Origin of the sequence: Halobacteriovorax sp. GB3 (assembly GCF_028649655.1) — a bacterium.
Lineage (GTDB): Bacteria > Bdellovibrionota > Bacteriovoracia > Bacteriovoracales > Bacteriovoracaceae > BSW11-IV.
In genome coordinates, this window is record NZ_JAQSLN010000003.1 from 1,308,682 (window position 1) to 1,334,243 (window position 25,562).

Consider the following 25,562-nt stretch of genomic DNA (forward strand, 5'->3'; position numbering starts at 1 on the left):
AGAGAGAAATGGAAGAAAAAGTAATTAAACTTGTATCAGATGCTACTAAAATCGATATTTCAAAAATCAAAGCAGAAACTAGCTTTGTTGACGATCTAAACCTAGATTCACTTGATATCGTTGAGCTAATGATGAAAATGGAAGATGAGTTTGGTGTAGAGATCCCTGAAGAAGATGCTGAAGGGCTTAAAACAGTAAACGATGTTGTTACTTACCTAGAAAAGAAACAATAATAAAAAGGCCCTTTCAAAGGGCCTTTTTTTTATCTTACTTTGATGGGCTTAAAAGGTTGGCCTTTTTAATTGCCTCTTCTTTATCTAGCCCCTCTTTCATTAACTCCAATGCCTTATAGAATCTATTTGGAGCAACAATCCCACCACTCTCACATGGAAGTCTTCCAGAGCTTGGAATATAAACAGTCTTCATAAGAACTTCTTTTAACTCTAAAGCACTTAAAGCGGAGTTAACATTGTGTCCCTTTAAAACAACATTGAGAACATAGGGAGAGGCCATAGAAGTACCATTGAGTGCAATCTCTCCCCCACCAGACTGTGCAGAGAGAACTCCTTGGCCAGGGGCAAACACTTGAACTTTTGTAACACCAAATTTTGAAAAGAAGGCCGGCTTATATTCATCAAATTTTCCGTCTTCTAATTCAGCAGTATTAATCGCCCCCACTTTGAGCATATTGGCGTAAGTATAACTTGCTGGATAATTATTGTTTCCTGGCTCATCTAAGTCGAGAGCTCCACGACCATTCCCAGCTGCAACGACAAAAAGTGTCTCAGGATTGTTCGTAAAAATTGATTCAAGAGCTGTGAAGGAATCGCGTGGTGCCGACATTGGCGCCCCAGGAAAACCAATGGCAAAACTCATATTCACAAATTTAATCTGCTTATTTTTAATATACTCACCAGCACTAAGAAGATGATCATAAATGGCCACATCTCCAGCAAAACCAACTAGACCATAATTATCTAAGTCCTTAAGGGCCAAAGAAGCTACGTGTGTTCCGTGAGAAACAGGATACGGAGTGTGAATTAATGAATGTGTTTCTAAAATATTATTATCATCTCTAAGAAGACTTAGACCGGCATCATCCTGTCTGTGCCATCCCCAAGAATCATCAACTCTCCCATTGTTATCGTTATCAATTCCGTCATATGGAACATCAAATGGAGAACGATAAAGCTTGTGCGCCAATGAAGGGTGTGAAATATCAAAACCTGTATCAATAATCACAACCGGCTCTCTTGTCGTATCATTAAAAACGGCAAGTCTTCTTTCAAATTCTTTTTTAGAAAGATTGTAGCTCGACAGAACTTTTTCAACGTTAAATTCAAGAGATTCATTATATGAACCAAGCAACTCACCTGAAGGAGTGTATGCCTTAAATTCATTAACAAGATTTGCGGCCATAGGAGCATCTTGGTTATATTTAACGAGATAATACTTAACGACTTTTCCTTCTTTTGAAAGGACATCAATGCGACCTGGCTTTTGTTCATTCTTTTTAAAGTGACGAATAGCAAGTGGTCTTAAAGATGAATTAGAGAAAACCCATTCTTTTATAACAACTTTCTCTGCTCCTGAAATATCGTATTCACTTCTCGCACGAACCATTCCAAATTTTGAATCAGGAAGGGTTGAAAAAAGTTCTTCAATTTGTCTTCCATAATTTACATATGAGTACTTGGCCCAATAAGTGAAACGTCCTTCTATGCTCCAAGACTTCGACTCAATGACTTGCCCTTTTACATTATTTAATTGTAGCTTTGTCGTTGCTCCAGATTTCAAATGAATCGAAACTTCTTTTCGAACAACACCATCAATGCAATAAGCGATGTCTTTCCAACCGTAATCATCGTATTGAACAGAATCTTGTTCGCAGCTTTTCGCTTGGGTTTGGACAGTTAAAAGCAATGCACTTAATAAAAATATATATAATTTCAAATCGACTCCATTGTTGTAATTTCAACAAATTAACAAATAGGGAGTCGATATCCTTTCGAAAGTGTAAAAACTTCACTTAATGTTAGAAATAGTAAGGATTTGACATCTAATATCGCTTACAAAAGACCGTAGAATTCGATCCAAAAGCATAGAAATAGTCGAAGACTTGCTTTAACCAATCGTGCAGATTTGTCCAAGAGACAAATCGATAACTATAGTCGAAGCGAGATAAATAAGATTGATCGCGAGAAATAATTCCTGATGAACAAGATTTCATTCTCATCGATAAAAGAAAAATAGCTGAAGAGACTACCTTTAAATCAGAGATTTGATGTCTATTTTCTTTAACTAATCGAATCCCTCTCCAATAGCTTAATGTATTAACTGAATGCAACGGTAGTTGATGTAAATAGAAATAGTAATATTCTCTCTTATTAGCATCGATGCTAAAATGATTTTGATTATTTCTAAAGATATCGTCTTGAAAGTTTTCTACAATTTCAAATAGGGCATCACTGAAAAGTGGGTGGAATCGATCAATAAATGAAAAACCATAAGTATTATAAACATCAGATGATTCGAGAAAGTTTTTAACAGTATCTAGAAATAAAGACACATCTTTAAGTCGCTCATCTTTTTTTCTAAAAAGTGAAAATGATTTCTTTTCTTTTTTATTATAAACAAATTGGTCTCTTCTTTTATCAAGAAGTTCTTTATAAGCCTTAATGAGTTCAGATTTATTTTCATAGCGATTCCCTGCATTTTTCCATACAGTATCTGCCATTTCATTGAGCTCAAGAAGCGTATCCCAATCTACGGCTTTATAGAGATAATCATTGCTCACAAAATGTGTTTCTTTTTCAAGATTTTCCCAAGCACCTGAATGATTGAAATGATAAGTCGTCATTTGGGGATTAAGAGCTGCTGAAATTTGATTGCGATAAAGATGACCATCATCAATTAGAGATACTAAATCAATATTTCGTTCATTCACTCTTTTAATATGTGATATTTTTTCTTCTTTTACATAATAGATATAGTCTTGAGACTCTGGAGGATCAATAAGTTCAGCTGCACACGTAAGACCTGGTGCTATCAGAACAATTGAAATAAAAAAGATGCTCAACTTTTTCATGAATTCTCCAAAAGTGAAAATAGGCTCAACACCTGTTTAAAACTTACTCAGTTTTAAGAGGGGGGGAGTAGGTATTGAGCCTAATTTCATTGTTAAGCTGCAAGACTGATTCCAATCTTTCGATGTTTTGTTGAGACTAATATAGTGGAGAATTTGGTCCATAAACTTAACAAACACTAACATTTATGGACCGTTTTAAGAGTATAAAATTACTACGATTCTTTCATTATTTCACTGATTAATGACTTATCGTTATCCAGTGACTTGAAAAGCTTCATACGAAATTGACCCTTCTTATTCATAAGAGTCTGCGCCATTTTATCAATGGCTATAATACTTAGAACTGTTTGAATAAAGCCCTCGATCAGGTCATCAGTACCAATTCCAAGAGAGTTAAAGTCCTTTCTATCCATGAGCATTAATCGAGAAGTATCAGAAGACCACTGGTTCTCCCCTAACTTCACAGACAAGTTTGTTCCAAGAACTTCCCAACTCGAAGAGTTTTCATTTAACTCAGGAGCAAGTGCTCCCTTAGCTCTTCTTGCGTAAATAGCACATGGATAAAATCCCTTAGGAGTTGAGTAAACCATGATTCGCAAGTCAGCGACGTAGATCTTCCCTTTTTTATTTGGAATTGTACCAATGTGATAGTACTTTCCAGCACTCGATTGAGATGACCAATTATAGTGTCCGATCAATGATTGAATAATGAACTGATCATAAGAGTGCTCTTCATTCATGAAGGCCTCTAATTCTTTTTCATTCGTAATTGTATAGACACCTTGTCCAGCGTTTGAATACGGGTTTTTAATAACAGCGTATCCACCAAAGCGCTCAATCCAAAGAGGTACTTCAACCTTACTTACATCGCGAATTGTTTCAGGCATATTGATTTTAAGTCCCGACTCATTAAGTTCAGAGTTGTAAAATTCGTAGGCCTTATTTGCGACAAGTTTATTTCTTCCACCGGCTAGGCAGACGAGAGTTGAGTTATAGATAAAAGTTTTCGTTACGACAGGAAGTCTATTCCATGGCTTTTGTGTTACGTATCGAAAAGCAGCTCTTATAGCGACATCTTCTTCGCCATCAATTTTCACGTAGAGAACACCATCTTTAAAATAAGCGTGTTGCTCCTCATTGTTAAAGTGAGGAATGAGATAAACTTTCTCTCCAGTTAAGTCTGCAAGAGTTGCAGCATAACCAGAAACTTCCATATAGTTTTTGTCATAAATAACAGCGAGAGCACCCTTTGGTAAGCGCTTCTTCTTTTTTAAAGCAGGTAGAAATGAGTTCTCAATAAGAAACTTATAACCTCTATGTTCATCATCATCTGTTCTTTGTGGCATAGATTTCTGGCCAGATGGACAAGAGTTCGTTTCAAGAACAACCATACTTCTATTACCCTTTTCCGTCGTTACATAGAAAAGGTCAGCTCCACCCCAATAGAAATGCTTGCTCGTATAATTAAGAATTTCTTGCAAATACTTAGGATCTACTTGAGGATTTAAATGACAATACCTTTCGATAATTCTTTTGTGATCTAAATTAAAAAAGTGACTTACCATGGCGTGCAATTGAGTATTTAATGCTTTTGGATAGAAGTGATTATCCTGCTCAAAGTCGTTTGGAGTTACAATTGATACTTCGTTTTTCATAACGGCCTCTTATAATTTATTTGTCAGAAGGTCTCTTCCGATTCCTTCATAGCTATTTTTAACAATACCCCAAACAGAGGTTTGTAATTCTTCAAGTTCACCTAAAACAATTATATTTTTATTATTACAAAATCTTTTCATGGCCACTTCAGGCACAATTGTAAAGGCAAGTTTTTGCTCTGTGATCATTTGTAGTAAATCAACATCATCAGCTGCGCCAATTGTTTTTGGTGTAATGCCATGCTTAGAAAAGAAAAGTTCTATTTCGTATTTTAAGTAAGCTTCATTTGTATAGTTAAAGAAAGGGATTTCATTCAAAGATTCGGGAAAACCTTTGATATGCTTTTGGAAACTCTTGTGAGCAACAGCGTAAGTTTTATTAACTCCTACCCTGTAGCTATTCATCGTTGAAGAGATTGAATCTTTAGAATCGGTAAAAACAATATCAAGTTTCCCCTCTTCTAGATCTGCTAGAAGGTAGTGCCTCTCACCTTCGTGGATATTTACACTCAACTCGCTCTTTTCAAAAAGAGGAAGAAGCTTACCATAAAGAAAATACTGACTCATATAATAGGTAACACCGATATCAATCGACTTCTTATGAATTGAAAGATTATTTCTTAGCTCTGCCGTTAAATCACTTCCAAGTGAGAAGATTTTTTGTGCGTACTTGTGTGCAATCTCACCTCTTTCATTGAGAATGAGGCTTCTATTTTTTCTTTCAAAAAGTTTACAATTTAGAAACTCTTCTAAGAGTTTTATTTGATCACTAATTGTTGGCTGTGAAACATGAAGACGCTCTGATGCTTCTTTAATTGAACCTAAATTGGCCACAACATAGAAGTAGTAGAGGTGATTAAAATTGAGTCTATCCATACCCTACCAATTAACTTAACCCTAATTAATTTAATTATTAAAACGATTTTACCTAATTTATCATCGGCTCAATAATTAGCAAGAGAATTTATCTTTCCCTTTGGGAAAAAGGAGAAATTAATGAAAATTTTAGCTATTGCCATGATCCTCTCAATTTCAACTCCGGCTCTCTCTAAGACACCGAACTCTTGCAAGAAAGGATATACTCCAATCTCTTGTTCGGCAGTCGCGAAAAAACAAAGAGAAGGATTCTGCTGGAAAGGTAAGATTTCCAAGGCAAAAACACAAAAGATTTGCCTTAAAACTCCTAAGAAAAAGTAATTTCTCTCTCGGTGCAGGCCCCTTATCCTGCACCATTTTCTCCCCTATTTTTGCGAAGTTTCGCTGTAAATCTCATTATTTACTTTTTTTCCAGAAGATAGTGCTCCGAGTGTTGCCAATTGGTGTTTGATCAAGTGAAATGAAGGCAATTTTTATACTATGATGCTCAAAAAAGCAGAGGTATTTATGACAACAAATAGAGTTGCAATCACTGGTATGGGAACGATTTGTTCTCTTGGACACAACCTTCAAGACGTATGGTCAAATATTAAAGAAGGTAAACCTGGAATTAGTAAAATTACAGAAGTCGAACTCGACGAAAAACTTGCGATAAAAATTGCAGGAGAAGTTAAGAACTTCTCTCTTTCTGAAGATATTCTTCCAGCGAAAGAACATGCTCGCTATGACCGCTTTATTCAATTTGCTCTTCACTCTGCTGAAGAAGCTCTAAAGCATGCAGGATTAAAAGAAAACTCTCCTTACGATAGAGAGAGAATGGGATCAATCCTTGGTGTAGGAATTGGTGGCTTCCCTGAGATTGAAAAAACTGCTAGAAATTTTATTGAAAAGGGACCAAGAAGAATTGGGCCATTTTTCATTCCGGGTATTATCCCAAATATGACTTCGGGGATGATGAGTATTCAACATAACCTCCAAGGTCTTAACTACTCAATCTCTTCGGCTTGTGCCTCTGCGGCCCACGCTATTTCAGCATCAGCTTTTGAAATTATGACAGGTCGTCAAGACGTTATGGTTTCAGGTGGTGCTGAAGCCGTTGTTTGCAATCTTGGTCTTGGTGGGTTTATTTCTATGAGGGCCCTATCGAAGAGACAAGATGAACCAGAGAAAGCTTCTCGCCCATTTGATAAAGACAGAGATGGATTTGTTATGGGAGAAGGCGCCGGTATTCTCATTCTTGAAAACCTTGAAAAAGCAAAAGCTCGTGGTGCTACAATTTATGCAGAAATCGTAGGTCACGGAGCAACAAGTGATGCCTACCACATTTCAGCTCCACACCCAGAAGGTGAAGGTGCTATGAGATGTATGAAAATGGCCTTAAATCACGCGGGAATCAAACCAGAAGAAGTTGGTTACGTTAATGCACACGGAACATCAACTCCACTTGGAGATGCTGGTGAGACGAATGCAATTAAGAAAACTTTTGGTGAGCACGCTTACAATATGGCCGTAAGCTCAACGAAATCAATGACAGGTCACCTTCTTGGTGCTGCTGGTGGAATTGAAACAATCTTCTGTGCCATGGCACTTCACGAAGGTGTTCTTCCTCCAACAATTAATTTAGATAACCCTGATGAAGCTTGTGATCTCGATTACGTTTCTGAAGGTGCTAGAAAAAAGCAAGTTGAATACGCCCTCAATAACTCATTTGGGTTTGGATCAACGAATGCTTCCCTTGTTCTAAAAAGATACGCTGAATAAGAATCGGAGAAAATATGTTTCATAAAAATGCCACTTCATTAGAGTCTATGGACGCAGAAATTTTTGCTCTTGTAGGAAAAGAACTTTCTCGCCAAGAAGAAGGTCTAGAACTTATCGCTTCAGAAAACTACGCTTCAAAAGCTGTGATGGAAGCTCAAGGTTCAATCCTTACAAATAAATATGCAGAAGGTCTGCCAAAGAAGCGCTACTATGGTGGATGTGAATTTGTTGACACTGTTGAACAACTTGCTATTGATCGCGTTTGCGAACTTTTTGGAGCAAAGTTTGCCAACGTTCAACCGCACTCTGGTTCACAAGCAAATATGGGAACATACTTTGCTCTTATACAGCCAGGAGACAAAGTGATGGGAATGGATCTTGCTCAAGGTGGTCACCTTACGCACGGTTCACCTGTAAACTTCTCAGGGAAACTTTTCAATATCGTTTCTTATGGCCTAGATGAAAAGTCTGAAGAACTTGATTACGATAAAGTGAGAGAGGTCGCTCTTAAAGAAAGGCCAAAACTCATTGTAGCTGGAGCTTCTGCTTATGCTAGAACCATTGATTTTAAAAAGTTTAGAGAAATCGCAGATGAAGTTGGAGCCTATCTCGTAGTCGATATGGCCCACATTGCAGGACTCGTTGCCGCAGGACTTCATCCTTCTCCAGTACCATACGCACACGCTGTAACATCGACAACTCACAAGACACTTCGTGGTCCTCGTGGTGGTATCGTTCTTACAAATGATGAAGAGCTTGCTAAAAAGATCAACTTTAATATCTTCCCAGGTATTCAAGGTGGTCCTCTTGAGCACGTTATTGCAGCAAAAGCAGTGGCCTTTAAAGAAGCCCTGACTCCAGAATATAAAGAATATCAACAACAAGTTATCGATAATGCCAAAGCTCTTGCAGCGGCACTTCAATCAGAGGGAATCGATATTGTTTCAAACGGAACTGACAATCACTTAGTTCTTCTTAAAACCGATTCAGTAGACCTGACAGGTAAAGTTGCTGAGCAGACTCTTGAGAAAGCTGGAATCACTTGTAATAAAAACATGATTCCTGGAGACAAGAGATCTCCTTTTGTTACTTCTGGTGTTCGTCTTGGAACTCCTGCTGTAACAACTCGTGGACTCAAAGAAGAGCACATGAAGACACTCGCCTCATGGATTTCTAAGGCCCTTAAGAACTCTGAAGATGAGAAGGCCTTGGCCGGCATCAAAGAGGAAGTCCTCAAGCTTTGCAAAGAGTTCCCTGTTTATTAAATAAAATACTCAAAAGGCCTCCACAATAATGGGGGCTTTTTCTTTTTCACCCTTAGTTTCTAAGTACTTAGCTATCTATATTTTTTGCTTTTCCCTTGCCTAAATCGCTGCTTCTAGGTAAAACTCATAAACTTAGAGGAAACATTTATGCACTGCCCAGTTTGTAACGCCCAAGATACAAAAGTTATTGATTCAAGATTACTTCTTGAAGGTCAGACGATTCGTCGTCGTAGGAAGTGTTGTAATTGTGATAATCGCTTCACGACATATGAAAAGATACAAATTCAAATGCCAGAGATCGTCAAAAACGATGGCCGTCGTGAAAATTACAACCGTGAAAAAATTCTTAAAGGTCTTAAGAAGGCCTGTCAAAAGAGACCAATCACAACAAAACAAATCAATTCATTAATCGATACAGTAGAAAGAGAGATTATCAGTAAATATCCTGATGAGGCTCCAGCTAACCAAATTGGAAAGTTAACAATGAGTAAGCTCTATGAACTGGACCCAGTAAGTTATGTTCGTTTTGCTTCTTTCTACTGGAACTACAAAAATATCGAATCATTTATTTCCAGTTTACAAAAAGACATCGCCTCAATCGAGACGTGTGATGATAAAGGATGTGACCGTGACCAGCTTCAGTAACAAAACAGTTGCTAGAGATTATGCTTTCAAATTTCTCTATAAGCACCAATTGAATGAGTTTTCAGATCTTCGTGAAACTCTTTTAAAAAGCAAAGAAGCATTTACTTTAGCTGTCGACGAATTCGATATTAGTTACGTTGAAAGAGATAAAGAACATCCTCAAAACGATCTTACGCCAAATGCTAAAAACTATGGTGTACGCCTTATTGCAGGTGTTCTTGAAAATCTTCCAGAATTACAAGAAATCATAAAACCCAAGTTAAAAAGAAGTTTCAACTCTCTTGAGAAAGTAGATGCGACAATTTTACTTGTAGCAATTTTTGAAATGAAAGACATCTCAGAGACTCCATATAAAGTTACTATAAACGAGGCCATTGAAATGGCCAAGAAATATGGAACAGCAGAAGCAGCTCGCTTTGTTAATGCAATCCTCGATAAAGTTAGTAAGGAACTATGAACCAAGTTTTCTCAAAGCTTCAAACAGAACTCATGCCAGGCGTGGCCGGACTTATCTGGGTAACAGAACTCCCTCTAACGAAAAGACCGGCCGGCCATAAAGAACTCGACTATTTCTTTGATGGCCTTCTTACAAGATTTGAAGAACAAGGAAATGAAGAGCAATCGAGCTCTTGCACCTTCTTCTCGACTGAATCATTTGGTGAGAATTTTTCTCTTGCTCATGTACATGGCGAGAACAAAGAAATTGAAAATCAAATCAACAATCTTGCCTCACTCTTTCCTAAAGAGGGGGACATCCTTATCTTCAATCCAGAAGGTCTTAAGTTCAATTTTTCAAAAAAAAGACTTCGACAAATCACCTTGTAATTTTGACTACTTAAAAAGAAAAACTAAAAAAGTCGGTCTTTTTAGCCGATAATATTGTCGTGCGCTTAGTAATCGTTATTTTTCTATTTATTCTACAAAGTTGTGGCCATCATAATGTCATCAATTTTCGTATGCCCTCCTCTTTCAAGGAGAGCAAGATTGCTGTGCTAGGTGATCTAGAGGGAAATCTCAATCGCTTTGAAGACTTCATTAATAAAACTGACACCCTCTATCGCTCAGAAGACGGAAAGCTCAATCTTATTGGAGACAAAAAATTTGTCTTTCTTGGTGATGTCATGGATCGAGGTCCTGGTTCTCTTCGAATTATGAACGATCTCATTCATCTAAAAAAGAAATATCCAAACCAAGTAACGATCATCCTTGGAAACCGCGATATTAATAAATTAAAAATTATGTCTCTTATGGACAAGTTTTTAAATAAGCCTGTACCTGAAATTGTTCTTCCTTGGTACAAAGAAGTTTTTGAAAAAGACTATGGATTTAAAATTCCAAAGCATCTAAATACGAAGGGTGTTCAAAAGTTTGTTCAACGCTATGATACACCTCTTCTTCGCTTTAAGGCCTTTTTGGCAGGAATGAATGCTCCGAAAGCTTTTGAGTATAGAAAAGAAGAATTAAAGATTCTCGTTCCAACGAGAACAATTGACGATAACTTTGTCTTTGCCTCTTTTTTAAATGACTATGAAGAAGGTGGAATTTTAAGGGAGTATTTAAAACTAGGACAACTTGCAAAAATAATCGATGGAAATCTCTTTGTTCACGGAGCAGTCACTGACAATAATATTGGCTATGTTCCAGGTAATTTTTTTCACTTTAAAGATCCTCGTGAATGGATATCAAAGCTTAATCAATGGGCCAAAAGTGAGATTAATGACTGGTTTAAAGATTCTTCCAAAGGTGCAGATCTTCTTGTCTATCATGCCCCTAAAAAAGGAACGATTCAAAACGAACAAAGTGTTATCTATGGACGCTATTCTGATGAAGAGGGTAACCCTCACTCCCCACGTCGAAAGCTTATTAAAAAGCTTCAAAGCGCTGGAATCCATCGAATTATTGTAGGTCACACACCAACGGGAGACTATCCCATTCTTCTTAGAAAACCTAATTTTGAAGTCGTACTTGCTGACAGTTCATTCAGTTCTACAGATCATGCTTCAAAAATTATCATCCAAGGTGAAGATGTCTATATTGAAACCGAAAATAAAGAAGGGTCGAAATTAATTGTTCATTCCAATGTGAATGAGACAATGAATCCAATTGGGATGAAAACAAGAGATGGGCATAGAATTATTGGACGCTTTGAGAATAGTGATGATCTTCTTGCTCTAAAAGTAGAAGGAAAAGGTCGAAAATTTACGACACAATATTTAAAAGAGTCGGCATTAGATCTAGCAGAAAGGGGCCTTGTTGAAGCATTTGAACAACGCTTAAAAGACCCCTGTACTAAAATTATGAAAATATTTTTAAAGAAAGATTCTATTTAACGGCGCAAATATAAGTCACCCAAGACTCACAATTTTCTGCTTTATCAGTGCGATAGAAATTACCATCTCCACCACCATCTCCGTCTTCACCTTCCCAGTAAGTTTGAACTTTTGAAAAGCCTGCATCTTCCATGACATCGATAATTTCTTTGATCGACCACATTCTCCAATCGTAAGTAAAAACATTTTCGTACTTAATTCCGTTATCATGCTTTTTGAAATGAATGTAATAAAGAACTTCATTCGTTAGTGGATTATAATCTTCACAATCCCAAAAATAAGAATGATCATCATGCTCAGTCTCTTCAACCATTGGTTGACGAGCTTCTGTTCCACCAAAAATATCAACGAAAAAACAACCTTCGTCATTTAATCCTTCTCTTACTTTTTTAAAGTAGTTAAGAAGGTCATTGCGTTTTTTAAAGATAAAATAAGAAAAGTTAAAGGCAACAATGACATCTGTTTTGAATTCTTGGTTGTCTAGAACATTTCCTTCAATATATTTCATTCGTTCTTTCTGCTCATCAGAAAGTTTTGAATAATGATTTTCAAGTCCGTAAGAGATTGGCTCACTATCGAGGTCGATTCCCCATGCTCTGTGCTCTGGTGATTGCTTTACCCAATCACAGGCCATGGCCGCAGTTCCACCAAAGTCCTCTCTAAAAGTTAATGGTTTTCTCTTGAATGTCTTCTTGAATTCTTTGTTAACGAAATCAATATCAACTTCATGATTTTGAACAGAAGATTCGTAAAGTCTATACTTGTCTTCGAGTGATAATTTAGGCATGGATCGCTCCCTCAATATTTTTCATATGATTTAACTTCTTTCACATTTGAGCCGAATTTCAAATTTAGCTCATTCTTTATCTCATAGCGTTTATCATTCGTCATATAAACACTGCGAGCTAGATCAATAAATTCTTGATCAAACTCTCTAGCACGCTCTTTTTCACGGATATCATCTTCAATTTTCCATAAGAGCGAGTTAATTTCAACTAGCTTTTCTAGGAAAATATCGACCCCATCTAAATTAAGAGAAAAGAGTTTTCCACTCAATAACTTTTCCTCATGCGAAACAAGCTCCAACTTAGACTCGTCCGAAATATTCTTTTGCTTGATTCTTAAAATTGAGATTTTATCAACTAACTCACCTAGTGATACGGGACATTCAATAATCATGATGACTCTCCAAAATCAATTGCTTCATAGCGTATTTCTATAATCTCATACTCCACATTACCTTTGGGAGCTCGCACAATGACATCATCCCCTTCTTCCTTAGTTAGAAGAGCGCGGGCGACTGGAGATTTCCAACTGATAAGCCCTCTTTGTGCATTACTTTCATCTTCTCCAACAATGCAAAACGTCTTTTCTATTCCATTCTCATCGCAGACCACGACAGTTGCGCCGAACTGAACTTTCGAAGATTTCACATCGAGCGGATCAATAATATTGGCCTTATCAATTCTCTTTCCAAGAAAGCGTAATCTTCGATCGATCTCTCGAAGTCTTTTTTTCCCATAAATATAGTCTGCATTTTCAGAGCGATCACCAAGAGAAGCGGCCCAAGCAACAACTTCGACAGTCTTAGGTCTTTCAACTTTCGTTAAAAGCTCAAATTCATCATAGAGCTTTTTATATCCAGTGGGAGTAATGTAATTATTTTTTTCTATTTTCATCGATTATATATTTTAAAAGGCCTTCACTTGCATCTTCAACGATATCTAAGACGTGATTAAAACCATCTTCACTACCATAGTAAGGATCTGGAACTTCATGAACTTTAAAACGGCTACAAAATTCAACCATCATGAAAACTTTGTGCCCATAGTGTCCAGATGGATCGAGACGTTTCACATTTTTAAAGTTTTGACCGTCCATACAAATAATAAAATCAAAATCTTCAAAATCGGATTCGAGAAATTTCCTAGAAAGAGACTCCAACGAGATTCCTCTTTCCTTGGCCTTATCACGCATACGTCGATCGGCCTTCTCACCAGCATGGAATCCACTTGTACCAGCAGAATCAACATGAAACTGGTCACTTATTTGCTTTTTCCTAATGAGATCTAAAAAAACCCCTTCAGCTGCCGGAGAACGACAGATATTGCCAAGACAAACAAATAACACTTTTGTTTTCATTTTATTTTCCTTCTCTCTAACTTGGTTTATTATAGAACTTCATGATGCAATTTTTAAAGGACTATTATGGGCGCAAAAAGAGTCATTCGCATGGGTCATCCGACATTACGACTAAAAGCTAAATCTCTTAGTAAAGAAGAAATTCTAAGTGATGGGACAAGAGATCTTGTACAAGATCTCATTGACACAATGGAAGTCGAAGACGGAATTGGAATTGCGGCCCCACAGATCAATATCAGTAAGCAAGTGGCCATCATTTGTGTACCCGATAATAGCCCACGCTATCCAGGCTCTAGTCCTTCTGGACTCAATGTCGTTATCAATCCAAAGATAACGATATTAGATGATGAACTTCAAGGTTTTTGGGAGGGATGTCTCTCGGTTCCAGGCCTTAGAGGATTTGTTAAGAGACCACGCAAAGTGCAAATCGACTACTTAGACCTTGAAGCAAAAGAGCAGACAATTATCGCCGAGGACTTTCTTGCAACAGTTTATCAACACGAATTAGACCACCTCTTTGGCCACCTCTATATTGATAAGGTCAGCGATCCAAGTAAGCTCAGCTACAATGAGGAATTCGTTCAATTTTGGGCCAATGATGCTCAGAATATAGAAAACCAGCAAGAGGAATAAACCCCTAGAAAAAGGCCAAACATGTCTTTTTTACTTTAGAGCTTTAAATAACCGACCGATAAAGTAGAGTAATCTATTTTGGAGGTTAAGAGTGGAAAAACCGGTTAAAAATGTGCTCTTTAGTGCTGCTAGTGTCGTCGCAATTGCGCTCAGTACTCACTATATGGTTGAGCAAAATCAAGTTCCAAACCCTTATTGGGGTGAAAAAACTATGGAGCGAGCACCTGCTAGTTTTGATTTATCTATCGATCCTAGTTATTACCGAGATTTTTTTCTTCCCGATAGGTATGACAATTTCATTGATTACGATGTGAGCATACGCTTTTCTACAGATAAAGATAAAAGCTACATGAGAAGAAATGCAAAGCTCGCACTTCACGAGGCCTTTTCTCAAACATTTTCTCAAATCAATGCAGGAGAGCGCCCTAGTGAGCAGATGCTTGCCCTCTTAAAAGAAAATGCTATTTCAAGTTTTATGGATAAATTTGTAAAACGCTTACGCTTTTATAAGATCCTAGATGGAAACTTCCAGATCGACTTTATTTTCACTCCAAAAGAAGTCAATTCACTCGAACTTAAAGAAGAAATGAGAACAAACCAACTCGTTCACCACGATATGCGTGGAGATCTCTATAAAAAGCTTACTGATAAAGACAGAACAATTCCTGAAACGATGGAAAATAACCCTCTACCAAATAATGGTGAAATCTATCAATTCTCAGGTGGAGCCATTTCAATCAACTTAGAATTAGCTGATACAAACTTAGTCTTTAAAATCCCAAGGCCGACGAAAAATATTCTTAAAGGACATGTCCTCTTTAGAAAGTACTATCGTGTTAACGAAAGAGGGATGCTAAAAGTAGCTTTTAGAAGGGAGAATTTCCAAGCGGATATGGTCCACTTTAAAAAGGATGGAAAAGCAAAAGAGCGTTATGTTACTGCTGATCTCTATAAGACGTTTAATTTAAAAAACCCTTTGCCAAAGCTTGATCGCATGGAAGTTTCTTTTGGAAAGATCAAAGATCTGCCTATGCAAAAGAGAAATCTCTGGGATCGCTTTTCGGGATTTTTCTCAAGCGAGGATAAGGAAACGGCAGATCTTGATCTCTACGGTAAATATAGAGGGAGAGAATATAAAGCAACAATTGAAAAGTTAGTTTATGACTTTAATGATTCTGAATTTACTTACTCTTCAAAGGTCAACATTGAGATTCCAGGATCTTTTGATAACACATCAAAGGAGATGAGTTTCAAAAATAGAGTTCGCACAGAGCTGATTAAACAATCTCGCACTAAGCTTATTGAGCAACTCCACCTTGAAGAATTACACACTAAATTTTAAGAAGGAATCAAAATGAATTATAAAAAGCTAATTACTCTTAGTACTCTGATTGCCCAAGCAAATGTTTTTGCAGCTGGTTCAATCAATGTTCAAGATAGAATTAAAGCGCAGTCTTTCTACCTTGATGTCTATAAAAGTGTCTTTGGAAATCCTCTCTATGCAAGAAGTGAGGACTTTGTCGATTTGATTCGATCTATTGAAAGTCAATCAAAGAAAAAAGAGGTACTCGAATTTATTAAGGCCCTCGATAATAAAGTTCCAGAGAAGATTCTACGACCTCTGGCCTATTGGTCTCTAGTTAAAAAAGATAAGGAAAAGCTTGAAGAAGTTATTTCCTACTACCTCGTCTATAAGGCGCTCTCTTTAAGGGATTATATTGATGATCCAACAACAAAGAAGTCCCACAAGATGTCCGCAATCAATCTTTTAAATAGCTATGGTAGCGAAGGAATTACGACCAACAATATTTCAACTAAACTCATTCCTCTTTTTAAAAAGAAGGCAAAGGAGTTAGCAAGTCTTTCCTCTAAAGAATTTGCTAGTGCATTTACAAAAGATCCATTTGTTCAAGACTTTAGAGAGAAGATTCCTGATATTAGCCCCTACACACTCTCCTACATAGGAATTGTCCCAGGGAATAAAGTTGAAGTTGTCAGTGAAAATCAGCGTGATGAAAAACGAATTGACTGGTTTAATGATCGAGTCATCTTTAATGGGGGAAGCCTTGATTTCAACTCCCCTTATATAAAAATGCCAACGAAAGAAGATCCTTCCGGTCATATTGTCTTTAAAGAAGACCCCATTTATATGAGAATCCGCGAAATGATTGATGAGGCGAAAGATTCAGTATTTATCGACATCTTTCTCTTTGGTGGAACACTTGGTGCAACATTAAGTGAATACCTCATCGATGAGGCGATAAAAAAGAAAAAGGCCAACCCAAATTTTAAGGTTCTCCTTCTTCACGACTATGCTACAAATTACAATATGCTCGGTGAAATGATGCCTATTTTTGAGTATATCAAAAAGAGAATCGATACAGAGCCTGTCGTTAGAGAAACGGTTATGCTCATGCAGGCCAATATTCAAAGACACCCGCCAGGAATCCCTTTTGGAATAACAAATATTATTCCAAAGAATCGCGAGACTTGTAAGTTTATGGAGTCTAAAAGTACGTATTACGAATCAAAAATCGATCACTCAAAAGTTATCGTCATTGATGCCAATACAGACAATCCTAAGGCCTACTTTGGCTCTAAAAACTGGACAGACCACTCGGGTGGTTATTACTACGATGATGCCATCTATGTTCACGGTCCAGCCGCGGCACTCGTTCAAGCATCCTATTATAGAGATATTGAAGCTGCTCTAACAGATGATAAAAAAGAGCTAGAATGCTTTTGGTTCAAAGAAAAAGGTTTTGATAACACGAGATATCTTTCAAAGAAAAAAGAAATTCTTGATTGGTTCAAAGTTAAAAAAGAAAATTACCCTGTAATTGGAAATCAGCCAATGAGAATTGCAGAAGCTGATGTTGATGGAACGATTAAAAATGTTAGAAACATTCTTATTGATATGATCTCTAAGGCCGAGAAATATATCTATATGGAACAGCTCTTTGTTTATGATCCTTATATCAATGATGCTTTGATCAAGAGAAAGATTCAAAATCCAGATCTAAAGATTAAGATTTTAGCCGATCACAATGGAAACTTCGGAATGAATGGTCTTCCAAACACTCTCTTTATGAAAGAAATGATGGGATATGACATTGAGATTCGTGCTCGAAAAACATTTGGAAAGAAGTTTATTTTTCCAAATGGACACGAGCAAGAATATCACCAAGAAAATCACAGAAAGATCACTTCTGTTGATGGTAAGTACTTGCTCGGAGGCTCTTCTAACTTAAATCCTGATACACTTCAAGGAAGTTTCAGAGAGTTTGGAGCACAGATTTTCGACAAAAAAGTTATTGCAGACTTTGAAAAGAAATTTGAAAAAGATTGGAATAACAAAGAGATGACAATGAGTCTTGATATTGAAAATTTCCAAGCGACTATAGGTGGAAAAGCTCTACCTGTTGATCTTTCGGAACTTATCAATGGCCTAGGTTCAACACTCTATAGAAATAAAGATAAAATAGAGAGACGTTATTAAACGTCTCTCACTTATCTTTTGAATAATTAAATAATTTAATTCCCATTAGGCCTCGATATAAACATCGGGGCATTCTATCTAAAAAATACATCACAGTTTTCATTTGCCAAGGAAAGACAAAAAGCGCTGTCTTCCTATCAAGGGCCCTTCTAATTTTAGCTGCACCTTTACTTGCTGGCATAAGCCATGGCATCGAGTGATTATTCTTCTTTGTTAATGGTGTATCAATAAAGCCCGGGCAGATACAAGTGACATCAATATTCCATCTCTTTAAATCGAGACTATAAGACTCACACAACTTTAAAACAGCAGCTTTAGAAGCGGAGTAGCTAGAAGCTCCAGGAAGTCCAACCATTCCGGCGACACTTGAAACAGCTGCAATATGACCTCTCCCTTGCTCAAACATTGTAGGAAGAGCTGCTTCAAAGGCATTTAAAACACCAAAGACATTTGTCGCAATGACATCTCTTGAAGCTTCAAAGTTAGGCATCTTCGTCTTATGCCCTACACTTCTTCCGGCATTCGCTATAATTAAATCAAGACTTCCCTGTGAAAAATCACTGACTGCTGCAATCATTTCATCACGATTGGTCACATCAACTTTGTAGGTCTTCAAGTTAGGATATTGATCTAGGAGACCTTCAGGAAGTTTAGATAGATCTCTTCCACAAACACCGACTTCATCACCTGTCTTTAAATAATTAAGAGCAAGCTCTAAACCAATTCCAGTTGTTCCACCTGTTATAAAAACTTTCATTTAACCACCACAACAGTCTTTCTTAAAAAAACCATTAAAAAATGAACGTACAGAAGAATTAACAATCAGCCCTTTTAAAAGACTAACTGATAAAACAACAGCAAGAGCAATCTCCCACCAAGCACTACCTTCTCCATGCTCATGCAAAGAAACTTTAAAATCTATTGGAAAACTATACGCACTATAAAGATAGTCTGTAAAATAACTCATCCCTAGGGCCACAAGTGCAATAACAAGCACATTGATAACAATCCCCTTCTTTCCTATATATTTCTGCATCACAAGAATATTTGAAATATTTGTGGCCGGTCCAACGAGTAAAATAAGAAGAGCCGTTCCAGGACTCATTCCTTTTAGTACTAAACTAGCAGCTATTGGTGTTGTTGCAGAGGCGCAGATATAAAGAGGAATTCCAACTGCAAGAATCGCTAATTTTTGTCCCGTAAGTCCCATCGTTTCAAAAAAGTTTGCAGGAACGAGAACTTCGATAACAGCACCAGCGATTAAACCGAAGGTAAGCCATAAGGCCATATCATCAAGAAGATCATTAAAGGCATAAGAGAACATTTTAGCAACTTTAGAGCCAAAGCTTGTTCTTTCAGTCTTCGCTTCATCTTTTGATTTTGAACAACATGATTTTACTTCTTCTATTTTTTCTCCACCATCTTTATTAAAAAGAAATTGAAGAATCCCTGCGACAAGGGCCGATAAAAAAGCGGCCACAGGTCTTAGGATCGTCATAGGAAGATCCATCATGGCATAGGTCACGGCAATAGAATCAACTCCGGACTCTGGCGTAGAAATTAGAAATGAAGATGTCGCGCCGTTTGAGGCTCCATTTTTTTTAAGAGTTGCAGCAGTAGGAATAACTGAACAACTACAAAGAGGAAGTGGTATGCCAAAAAGGGCCGCCTTAAAAACAGAACCAATACTCTCCCCGCCCATGGCCTTCTTAATTCTCTCAACAGAAATAAAGGCGTAAATGAATCCAGACAGGAGAAGACCAAAGATTAAATAAGGAGCAGAAATAAGAAGATACTTCCAAAATGCTTGTATAAAAACCATAGAATCCTATATGTGATAAGGTTACATTCGTAATCTTAGTATTTCACAAAAGAGGTCATTAAAAAAGAATTTAGACTATTTTAAACAATATTAGATTAGACAATTTCATCTTTTGGTATGGCCTTGTCGCGCATTCTCTTAATCATAGAATCGACATTATTTTGAAAATATTTTTGTTTTTCAATCTCTTCCTCTTTCATTTTAGGAAGTTGAATTAGATAATTTACAAATCTTCTGACTTTCATTTTAAATGTTTCATCAATTCCATTAACGATTCCTTTTAGCTTTCCCTTCTCCGACATATCGTGAAAGAGCGTAATATAAAAAGGATGTTCGCCATCGATAAAGAGAACGCTTCCATCTTTAACTTCCATTGGTGTTTTGATCTCCACAATATGTTCACTAAGATGACTAAGAATAACGGGGATCTCAACAAGAAACTCTCTTTTAATACCAATCAAATCAATATCATCACTAGTAATAACATTTGCATTTTCTTTACAGCGAAGTTGCTCTTTCCATTCTGATTTTGATTTTCTCTTATAAACTTCTAATAAACGTTCAATTATATCTAAGCTGATCTCGCCTTCAAAATTTAATTTGTATTCGAGTTTAGCTTCAATTGGAAGCTTTCGATTAAAAATCAAAAGAATTGGTGGCGTTTCAAATTCTTCTTCTAAAAAGCTGATGAGTCTTTGAATTTTATTTTTTGTCGATGATTGAACAACTGATCCATCTTCTTCGATAATCTCAAAGGCATCTTGTTGGACGATGAGAATCTCCGGCATGATTTTTTTAAGGATTTTAAAATCGTTTGAGAAATACGGATAGTTAAATAGGTTGAATCCTTTTGTTTCATACGAAGATTCTATCATCTCTAACAAACGGACTCTTTTATCGATAATCATTACTCTTGGCAGGTCACGAAGGGGGTTGTTTTTAAGATCACTTATTGTATTTTGAGCAACTTTATCGAAAGAGCCCTTATTCTTGATGTTTAATCTCTTTTCACATGTAAGGGAATTAAAACGTAAGTCGTGTTCAAATTTAGCTATTTCTTTAACATTAACTTGTTCACATCCAAGACCTTCGGGCAGATGAGAACTAATATTCAATGTATTAATATCCTCGAGCCATTTATATTTTCTTTGCAACTCAGGCGTCTCCTGTACAAAAGAGCGTGGAGCACTGAAGTTTGGAAGAAATTCTTCGAGCCACTTTTTATCGGGATCAATTTTATCAAATTTAGTAATCGACTTAATAAGCTCAGGTGTTATTTCCGTCATGCTACAAAGAAACTTCGCCCATAGAACTTCACTATGACCTTCGGCCATGGCGTACTTAGGAGCGCCAGAAGTGTCTTTAGAGATGAGAAACTTTAAATTATAGATAAAGTCTTCAAGGTCTTCTCTTTTATAATCACAAAGCACAACTCCGTGAGAGTAAATTTCTTGTAACTCCGTGAGGTGATGTTCTTCGCCAAAAATTCCAACTTTAGGAATGTCTTTTACGAAGGCATACTTATTAATAATTTTTAAAATATCTTTTTTGAAGCGCTCATTCCCATCGAAATCAATCATGATCAAAGAAAAGAATTTCTTCTCAATGAGTGCCGGAAAGAATGAAGTCAATTTTACATCGCGAATATTCTCATCACGACTAAAGACCACGACTTCAAATTGATCTCCAGCAAATATCGCAATTTGCTTTCTGATCCTTGCCACGTAGAGCGGATCGTCTGAAAAAAGGGCCAATTGTTTCTTTGTCGTGCTCATGGTTTCACCTTCCCACTTCACATTATGAAAGGTGAACATGCAAGAAGTAAGAAAACACTCTTAGCATAAGCAAATATTCTTTACTTCCAAGGACTTACATATTAGAAAACCACTGTAAGATACTGAAAACTCGTACTTTTAAGAATTTCTTATTTTTTTTCAAAAATGCTATTGACGTTACAACTTCAATCACTTATATTCTATTTCACCAAAGCGGGGGCGTAGTTAAGTTGGTTATAACGTCTGCCTGTCACGCAGAAGGCCGAGGGTTCGAGTCCCTTCGTCCCCGCCATTATCGATACCGAGTTTCTACTCCTAAGATAATGAACTCATTGAAAAAAGCCCGAACATTGTTTCGGGCTTTTTCATTTCTGGGGTAGTACAAACCCGATACCACGGAGTTGATACACAAGATGCAAAGGAAAACTCCAACCTTCAAACTTACAGCTGACATTGATATAAAACGATTTAGTGAAAATCTAAAGAATGCATTAAAAGAAGAAAGTAGTTTTCACGAAGCAATGAACTCTGCTCTAGTTAAGGACCTATCCTCATCTCTTGAAGAACTTCAAGAAAAAGGACTAATTAAAAATTTCAGAATAAAACCATATTCCTATCCTCAGAAAGGAATAAGCTCACTAAAACAAGCAACACAGAAAGGTTATGTCTTTTGGTACCTTAAAGTTGTGATTATCACATCGAAAGACATCAAATTAACCGAAAAAAATATTTGTTCTCCCACAAATTTAAAATGGGAATCCTTTACCTACGGTGGTGGAGTTCAAAAATATTTCAAATTCAAATTAACCGAACAAAAAACTCAAAACTTACACAATATCGAATTTCTCAAACTGACAGTTCCCAAAAGTATTTTAGCCAATTTGCATAATACTATTTCTCAGAATTGTGACTGCCTTACCTCAGAACTTCATCCTTATATTTCAGGTTCTTGGGACTGGCATCTTCAATTCATATGCTCAAAATGCGGGCAAAAGTATTTATGTCAATGCTTTAAAAAAGCCTTCGAGAAACAAATAGAAATCGATAATAACTGGAAGCTAAGTCAGCCAAAAGATCACATCAAGTCATACGAGAAGAATGGCTGGCCAACAGCAATGAGCTTAGAGTGGGCCAAAGATGCACAGTATAGAGAAGCTATTTGCCATCTCTGTACAAATACTCCATCAAACCTTACTTACTGTAGTTCTATGTATGGGAGTAGTATTAAAGTAAAGTACGGCCCATATATAATGCGTACAAGTATTGAAAAGGATATTAGCGAAAGAGAAGCAGAAAATGAAATAAGGGAAGAAATTGGATTCCCAAAAATTGGAGAAGGATGGGTTGGAGAAACAGAGCTTTATAAGACAGTATGCCATATTTTGGGCGATCAATATGAGGTCATCCGAGAAGCTTCTCCAAAATGGCTAGGCCGCCAACGTTTAGACATATATATTCCATCCCTAAGCCTAGCAATTGAATATCATGGGCAGCAGCACTTCCAGCCTGTTGAATATTTTGGTGGTGAAAAGGCTTTTCAAAAAAATATCCAACGAGACAAATTAAAAGAAGCTCTTTGTCGTGAAAATGGAATACACCTACTTATTATCAAACACTCTGATAAACAGAGTGAACAGACAATCAAAAGAAAAATTTTACAAAAATTGAACAGAGATCACTTATAACTATCCACACAAACATTAAGTAATTATGATGATTTATAAAACTCTCTCAATTTAAAAAATACAATAACAAACTTCAAATTCAAGATACCAGAGTTTTTAATTGCTATAGGTCTGAAAGGATCTAAATCACCTTTCCTCCACAATAAATTATCTCTTTTTAATTGCTTACTAAATTTTCTTAATATTCTTAATTGACCTTTCTTACCTGACATTAATTCGATAAAAGGGATATAATTTCTTCTCACAAAAGTTTTTCTAAATTGTGGCTCTGAAAAAGAAAGCTCTGTTGAAATATCATTAAATGCGGTTATTATTTCTGAGTAAGTTTCTCTTAGCGATCGAAACACAGAATGAACTTCATCGATTGGTGCTATCCACTCTCTACCGAGAAGAGCCGCAATTGCTCTCTACTACTATTGAGTTCAATAAGTATTCGATTGAATCGCTCTTCATCAATTTCAATAAGTATTTTTTTAGACATATTGCCTCCTATTTCGCATCTCAACGGTATCAGATCGAAAAAATGGTGCAATAAAAAGGTGATTCGACAGACGACGGGAATATCGAGGCTTTTAATTTAAGGAAAAATATTAGGTACACAATCCATTACATAAATTTCCGAGTATTCAACCTCTAAGTTTATTTCAGAACGTATATCAAAAAACTCTTCACGTCCTTTTGCTACAGCATACATATTTTTATTTTTATTATCTTCTAGAAGCTTTTTCCATTGTTTTAATTTCTGGCTAAAGTCCTTCTCGAATAATATTTTATCATCAAAGTTAAATTCTATTTCAAATTCACACTCAAGGCCGTACGAGTCGCTTGTTTCATACTCATCACCATCATGCATTTCAACATACTGGTAATAAGCATTTGCTTTTATGCTTCCTTTGATTGTGAAAGTACCATTCCCGAAATATTTCGATGATCCTTTATCAATTTCGACGGTGTCACTCAATAGAGTGACATCATCATATCTATAATCTTCAGTGTCATTATGTCTTTCAAGCTCTGAGTGGAATTCCCAAATCAAATTTTCGTCAATTAGTAAATTATCAAATAAGAGCAGCTCTATTAATTCATCAAAATGCTCACGACCTTCAATCTTATTTTTAATTCTATCAACTTCAGATTTTACATATTCCAAATTTAAAAAACTTTCTATGGTGTCTACTTGTTGTAAATTTTGTATCTCTGAAGACAATCTATTGTTTAGATGTTTGTCATTGCCAATAAAAAAATCAAAAGGCATTGAGTTGCATTTATTTGAAATCTCATGAAATATCAAAGTGTCCAACAGGTGCTCTTTTCCGTTTTCTACACCCTCAAACAACCCTTTAAAGGTGAAGTATTCGCTAAAACACTTATCATAAAATTGAACGTCGCTCGGCTTATCGAATATTATGAAGTTCTTAAACCTATTATCCAGAAATCTCCTCACTTCTTGCAAAATATAGTTTTCATCGAAAAGTGATCCTGACTCGATTTTTTTATCAATTTCCAAATTCTTTAAATGTCTTTCATATCTCTTAATTGAAGACTTTGCACTGCCTTGAACATCAAGAGCTTCTTTATATTTAAATTTAACAAATTCTTGATACACAAACTGAGGTAAATAAACTTTGACTAAGTCTTCACTAATGAGAAGTAAAAGCTCATGAAACCTTTGAGAACCCAGCCCCATTGAGCGTAATGCATTTGTTTCTATTATGATTTTTATAGGTTTATTCATAAAGTTCCTGCGAGAAAGCTTTTGCTACTTAAATGGTCGACAAAGAACAGCAAAAAAGAAGTTTTCCTCTAATTTCTTGTCCAAGGAATCTTTTAGCTCATTAATATCACCCTTAATTTGGGTCAACTCTTTGAAAAGAACATCATTTTTATATAGATTGAGAACATCTACCAAATTTCTATCAACACCTTGAAAGTAAACCCTAGAAAGATCATTTTGTTCACTCGTATAAGAGTTTTTAATATTTTCCTGCCACCTCAAAAATAAGGAATTATATTGAGCCCAGGAATCTAAATGCCCTCTCATTTCTGTATAAACCCTAATTATTTTTGATATCGAGTCTTTGTCTTTAATAATAGGCAGTTCATGAGCTACGCTATCATAAATTGAAAAGTAATCTCTAGAGGCATAAAATTCAGACATAAGTTCTGTTTTTTTTGAATTTTTTAATTTTTCAAGATCATTTCCTACAGAATTGTAATATCGATCCCATAGACAGCTTATTTCTCCTCTAATTGATGACATCAATACTCTTGACCTTTTCTCATTCGAGAACACTGAAAATAAATATGTAGTTAGTATTGAAGTAAAGAATCCTATACCAGCACCTATGAGTATATTTACCTGATCATCTGTCATATATTACCTTAG

The 25,562-nt window shown here is 36.3% G+C and carries 26 protein-coding genes and 1 tRNA gene; 13 read left to right on the forward strand and 14 right to left on the reverse strand.

What is annotated here, in order from left to right; all coding sequences use genetic code 11:
* Positions 1-8 precede the first annotated feature (8 nt).
* Positions 9-233: an acyl carrier protein gene (acpP, locus tag HBN50_RS12675; protein WP_273870565.1), complete on the forward strand. Its 225-nt coding sequence runs from the start codon at positions 9-11 to the stop codon at positions 231-233.
* Between the two features lie 34 nt (positions 234-267).
* Here the strand turns inward: acpP and HBN50_RS12680 are convergent, their stop codons facing one another.
* The 4 genes from HBN50_RS12680 to HBN50_RS12695 form a co-directional block, all read right to left on the reverse strand.
* Positions 268-1,953, reverse strand: coding sequence for a S8 family serine peptidase (locus HBN50_RS12680; protein WP_273870567.1), 1,686 nt, complete (start codon positions 1,951-1,953; stop codon positions 268-270).
* A 106-nt stretch (positions 1,954-2,059) separates the two neighbouring features.
* The gene (locus HBN50_RS12685; protein ID WP_273870568.1) at positions 2,060-3,088 is read right to left on the reverse strand and encodes a hypothetical protein; all 1,029 of its coding nucleotides are present in this window, start codon (positions 3,086-3,088) and stop codon (positions 2,060-2,062) included.
* A 212-nt stretch (positions 3,089-3,300) separates the two neighbouring features.
* A complete protein-coding gene (locus tag HBN50_RS12690) occupies positions 3,301-4,743 on the reverse strand; it encodes a hypothetical protein (RefSeq protein WP_273870570.1) in 1,443 nt (480 codons plus the stop codon).
* A 9-nt stretch (positions 4,744-4,752) separates the two neighbouring features.
* Positions 4,753-5,619 (reverse strand): LysR family transcriptional regulator, encoded by an 867-nt coding sequence (locus HBN50_RS12695; protein ID WP_273870572.1) that lies wholly within the window; start codon positions 5,617-5,619, stop codon positions 4,753-4,755.
* 120 nt (positions 5,620-5,739) lie between these two features.
* Between HBN50_RS12695 and HBN50_RS12700 the strand changes: the two genes are divergently transcribed.
* The 7 genes from HBN50_RS12700 to HBN50_RS12730 all read left to right on the forward strand — a co-directional run bounded on the left by HBN50_RS12700 (position 5,740) and on the right by HBN50_RS12730 (position 11,620).
* Positions 5,740-5,940 carry a hypothetical protein gene (locus HBN50_RS12700; RefSeq protein ID WP_273870575.1) on the forward strand — a complete coding sequence of 67 codons (201 nt, stop codon included), beginning with the start codon at positions 5,740-5,742 and terminating at the stop codon, positions 5,938-5,940.
* A 186-nt stretch (positions 5,941-6,126) separates the two neighbouring features.
* Complete coding sequence (fabF, locus tag HBN50_RS12705) at positions 6,127-7,380, forward strand: beta-ketoacyl-ACP synthase II (protein ID WP_273870577.1); 1,254 nt, start codon at positions 6,127-6,129, stop codon at positions 7,378-7,380.
* Between the two features lie 14 nt (positions 7,381-7,394).
* The gene (gene glyA, locus HBN50_RS12710; protein ID WP_337961805.1) at positions 7,395-8,645 is read left to right on the forward strand and encodes a serine hydroxymethyltransferase; all 1,251 of its coding nucleotides are present in this window, start codon (positions 7,395-7,397) and stop codon (positions 8,643-8,645) included.
* 147 nt (positions 8,646-8,792) lie between these two features.
* Entirely contained in the window at positions 8,793-9,290 is a 498-nt protein-coding gene (gene nrdR, locus HBN50_RS12715; RefSeq protein WP_273870579.1) for a transcriptional regulator NrdR, read from the forward strand.
* A complete protein-coding gene (gene nusB / locus HBN50_RS12720; RefSeq protein ID WP_273870580.1) occupies positions 9,274-9,747 on the forward strand; it encodes a transcription antitermination factor NusB in 474 nt (157 codons plus the stop codon). Before nrdR ends, nusB begins: the two co-directional genes overlap by 17 nt.
* Positions 9,744-10,115, forward strand: coding sequence for a hypothetical protein (locus HBN50_RS12725; RefSeq protein ID WP_273870581.1), 372 nt, complete (start codon positions 9,744-9,746; stop codon positions 10,113-10,115). Before nusB ends, HBN50_RS12725 begins: the two co-directional genes overlap by 4 nt.
* Positions 10,116-10,174: 59 nt before the next feature.
* The gene (locus HBN50_RS12730; RefSeq protein ID WP_273870582.1) at positions 10,175-11,620 is read left to right on the forward strand and encodes a metallophosphoesterase; all 1,446 of its coding nucleotides are present in this window, start codon (positions 10,175-10,177) and stop codon (positions 11,618-11,620) included.
* Here the strand turns inward: HBN50_RS12730 and HBN50_RS12735 are convergent.
* From HBN50_RS12735 to HBN50_RS12750, 4 genes are read right to left on the reverse strand one after another with little or no spacing between them, the layout of a single operon-like run.
* Positions 11,613-12,407: a class I SAM-dependent methyltransferase gene (locus tag HBN50_RS12735; RefSeq protein ID WP_273870583.1), complete on the reverse strand. Its 795-nt coding sequence runs from the start codon at positions 12,405-12,407 to the stop codon at positions 11,613-11,615. The two genes, HBN50_RS12730 and HBN50_RS12735, sit on opposite strands and share 8 nt — an antisense overlap.
* 11 nt (positions 12,408-12,418) lie before the next feature.
* Positions 12,419-12,799 carry a hypothetical protein gene (locus HBN50_RS12740; RefSeq protein WP_273870584.1) on the reverse strand — a complete coding sequence of 127 codons (381 nt, stop codon included), beginning with the start codon at positions 12,797-12,799 and terminating at the stop codon, positions 12,419-12,421.
* Entirely contained in the window at positions 12,796-13,299 is a 504-nt protein-coding gene (gene greB / locus HBN50_RS12745; protein ID WP_273870586.1) for a transcription elongation factor GreB, read from the reverse strand. The genes HBN50_RS12740 and greB overlap by 4 nt, the downstream gene beginning before the upstream one ends.
* Positions 13,280-13,762: a low molecular weight protein-tyrosine-phosphatase gene (locus HBN50_RS12750; protein ID WP_273870587.1), complete on the reverse strand. Its 483-nt coding sequence runs from the start codon at positions 13,760-13,762 to the stop codon at positions 13,280-13,282. Before HBN50_RS12750 ends, greB begins: the two co-directional genes overlap by 20 nt.
* A 66-nt stretch (positions 13,763-13,828) precedes the next feature.
* On the opposite strand from HBN50_RS12750, the gene def reads away from it, so the two are divergent.
* From def to HBN50_RS12765, 3 genes are all read left to right on the forward strand, one after another.
* Complete coding sequence (gene def, locus HBN50_RS12755; RefSeq protein ID WP_273870588.1) at positions 13,829-14,395, forward strand: peptide deformylase; 567 nt, start codon at positions 13,829-13,831, stop codon at positions 14,393-14,395.
* 91 nt (positions 14,396-14,486) lie between these two features.
* Positions 14,487-15,737, forward strand: coding sequence for a hypothetical protein (locus tag HBN50_RS12760; protein ID WP_273870589.1), 1,251 nt, complete (start codon positions 14,487-14,489; stop codon positions 15,735-15,737).
* 12 nt (positions 15,738-15,749) lie between these two features.
* Positions 15,750-17,894, forward strand: a complete 2,145-nt coding sequence (locus tag HBN50_RS12765) for a phospholipase D-like domain-containing protein (protein ID WP_273870590.1) — start codon at positions 15,750-15,752, stop codon at positions 17,892-17,894.
* Positions 17,895-17,901: 7 nt separating this feature from the next.
* On the opposite strand, the gene HBN50_RS12770 is transcribed toward HBN50_RS12765, so the two are convergent.
* The 3 genes from HBN50_RS12770 to HBN50_RS12780 form a co-directional block, all read right to left on the reverse strand.
* Complete coding sequence (locus HBN50_RS12770; RefSeq protein ID WP_273870591.1) at positions 17,902-18,651, reverse strand: SDR family NAD(P)-dependent oxidoreductase; 750 nt, start codon at positions 18,649-18,651, stop codon at positions 17,902-17,904.
* Positions 18,652-19,716 (reverse strand): SO_0444 family Cu/Zn efflux transporter, encoded by a 1,065-nt coding sequence (locus tag HBN50_RS12775; RefSeq protein WP_273870592.1) that lies wholly within the window; start codon positions 19,714-19,716, stop codon positions 18,652-18,654.
* 95 nt (positions 19,717-19,811) lie between these two features.
* The gene (locus tag HBN50_RS12780; RefSeq protein WP_273870593.1) at positions 19,812-21,491 is read right to left on the reverse strand and encodes a hypothetical protein; all 1,680 of its coding nucleotides are present in this window, start codon (positions 21,489-21,491) and stop codon (positions 19,812-19,814) included.
* A gap of 215 nt (positions 21,492-21,706) precedes the next feature.
* Between HBN50_RS12780 and HBN50_RS12785 the strand changes: the two genes are divergently transcribed.
* Both HBN50_RS12785 and HBN50_RS12790 read left to right on the forward strand, forming a co-directional pair.
* Positions 21,707-21,783 (forward strand) — tRNA-Asp (locus HBN50_RS12785).
* 394 nt (positions 21,784-22,177) lie between these two features.
* Positions 22,178-23,176 carry a DUF2726 domain-containing protein gene (locus HBN50_RS12790; RefSeq protein ID WP_273870595.1) on the forward strand — a complete coding sequence of 333 codons (999 nt, stop codon included), beginning with the start codon at positions 22,178-22,180 and terminating at the stop codon, positions 23,174-23,176.
* A gap of 23 nt (positions 23,177-23,199) precedes the next feature.
* Here the strand turns inward: HBN50_RS12790 and HBN50_RS12795 are convergent, their stop codons facing one another.
* The 3 genes from HBN50_RS12795 to HBN50_RS12805 all read right to left on the reverse strand — a co-directional run bounded on the left by HBN50_RS12795 (position 23,200) and on the right by HBN50_RS12805 (position 25,550).
* Positions 23,200-23,523: a hypothetical protein gene (locus tag HBN50_RS12795; protein ID WP_273870596.1), complete on the reverse strand. Its 324-nt coding sequence runs from the start codon at positions 23,521-23,523 to the stop codon at positions 23,200-23,202.
* Between the two features lie 230 nt (positions 23,524-23,753).
* Positions 23,754-24,911 (reverse strand): hypothetical protein, encoded by a 1,158-nt coding sequence (locus HBN50_RS12800; protein WP_273870597.1) that lies wholly within the window; start codon positions 24,909-24,911, stop codon positions 23,754-23,756.
* Between the two features lie 24 nt (positions 24,912-24,935).
* Positions 24,936-25,550: a hypothetical protein gene (locus HBN50_RS12805; RefSeq protein WP_273870600.1), complete on the reverse strand. Its 615-nt coding sequence runs from the start codon at positions 25,548-25,550 to the stop codon at positions 24,936-24,938.
* Positions 25,551-25,562: the final 12 nt, after the last annotated feature.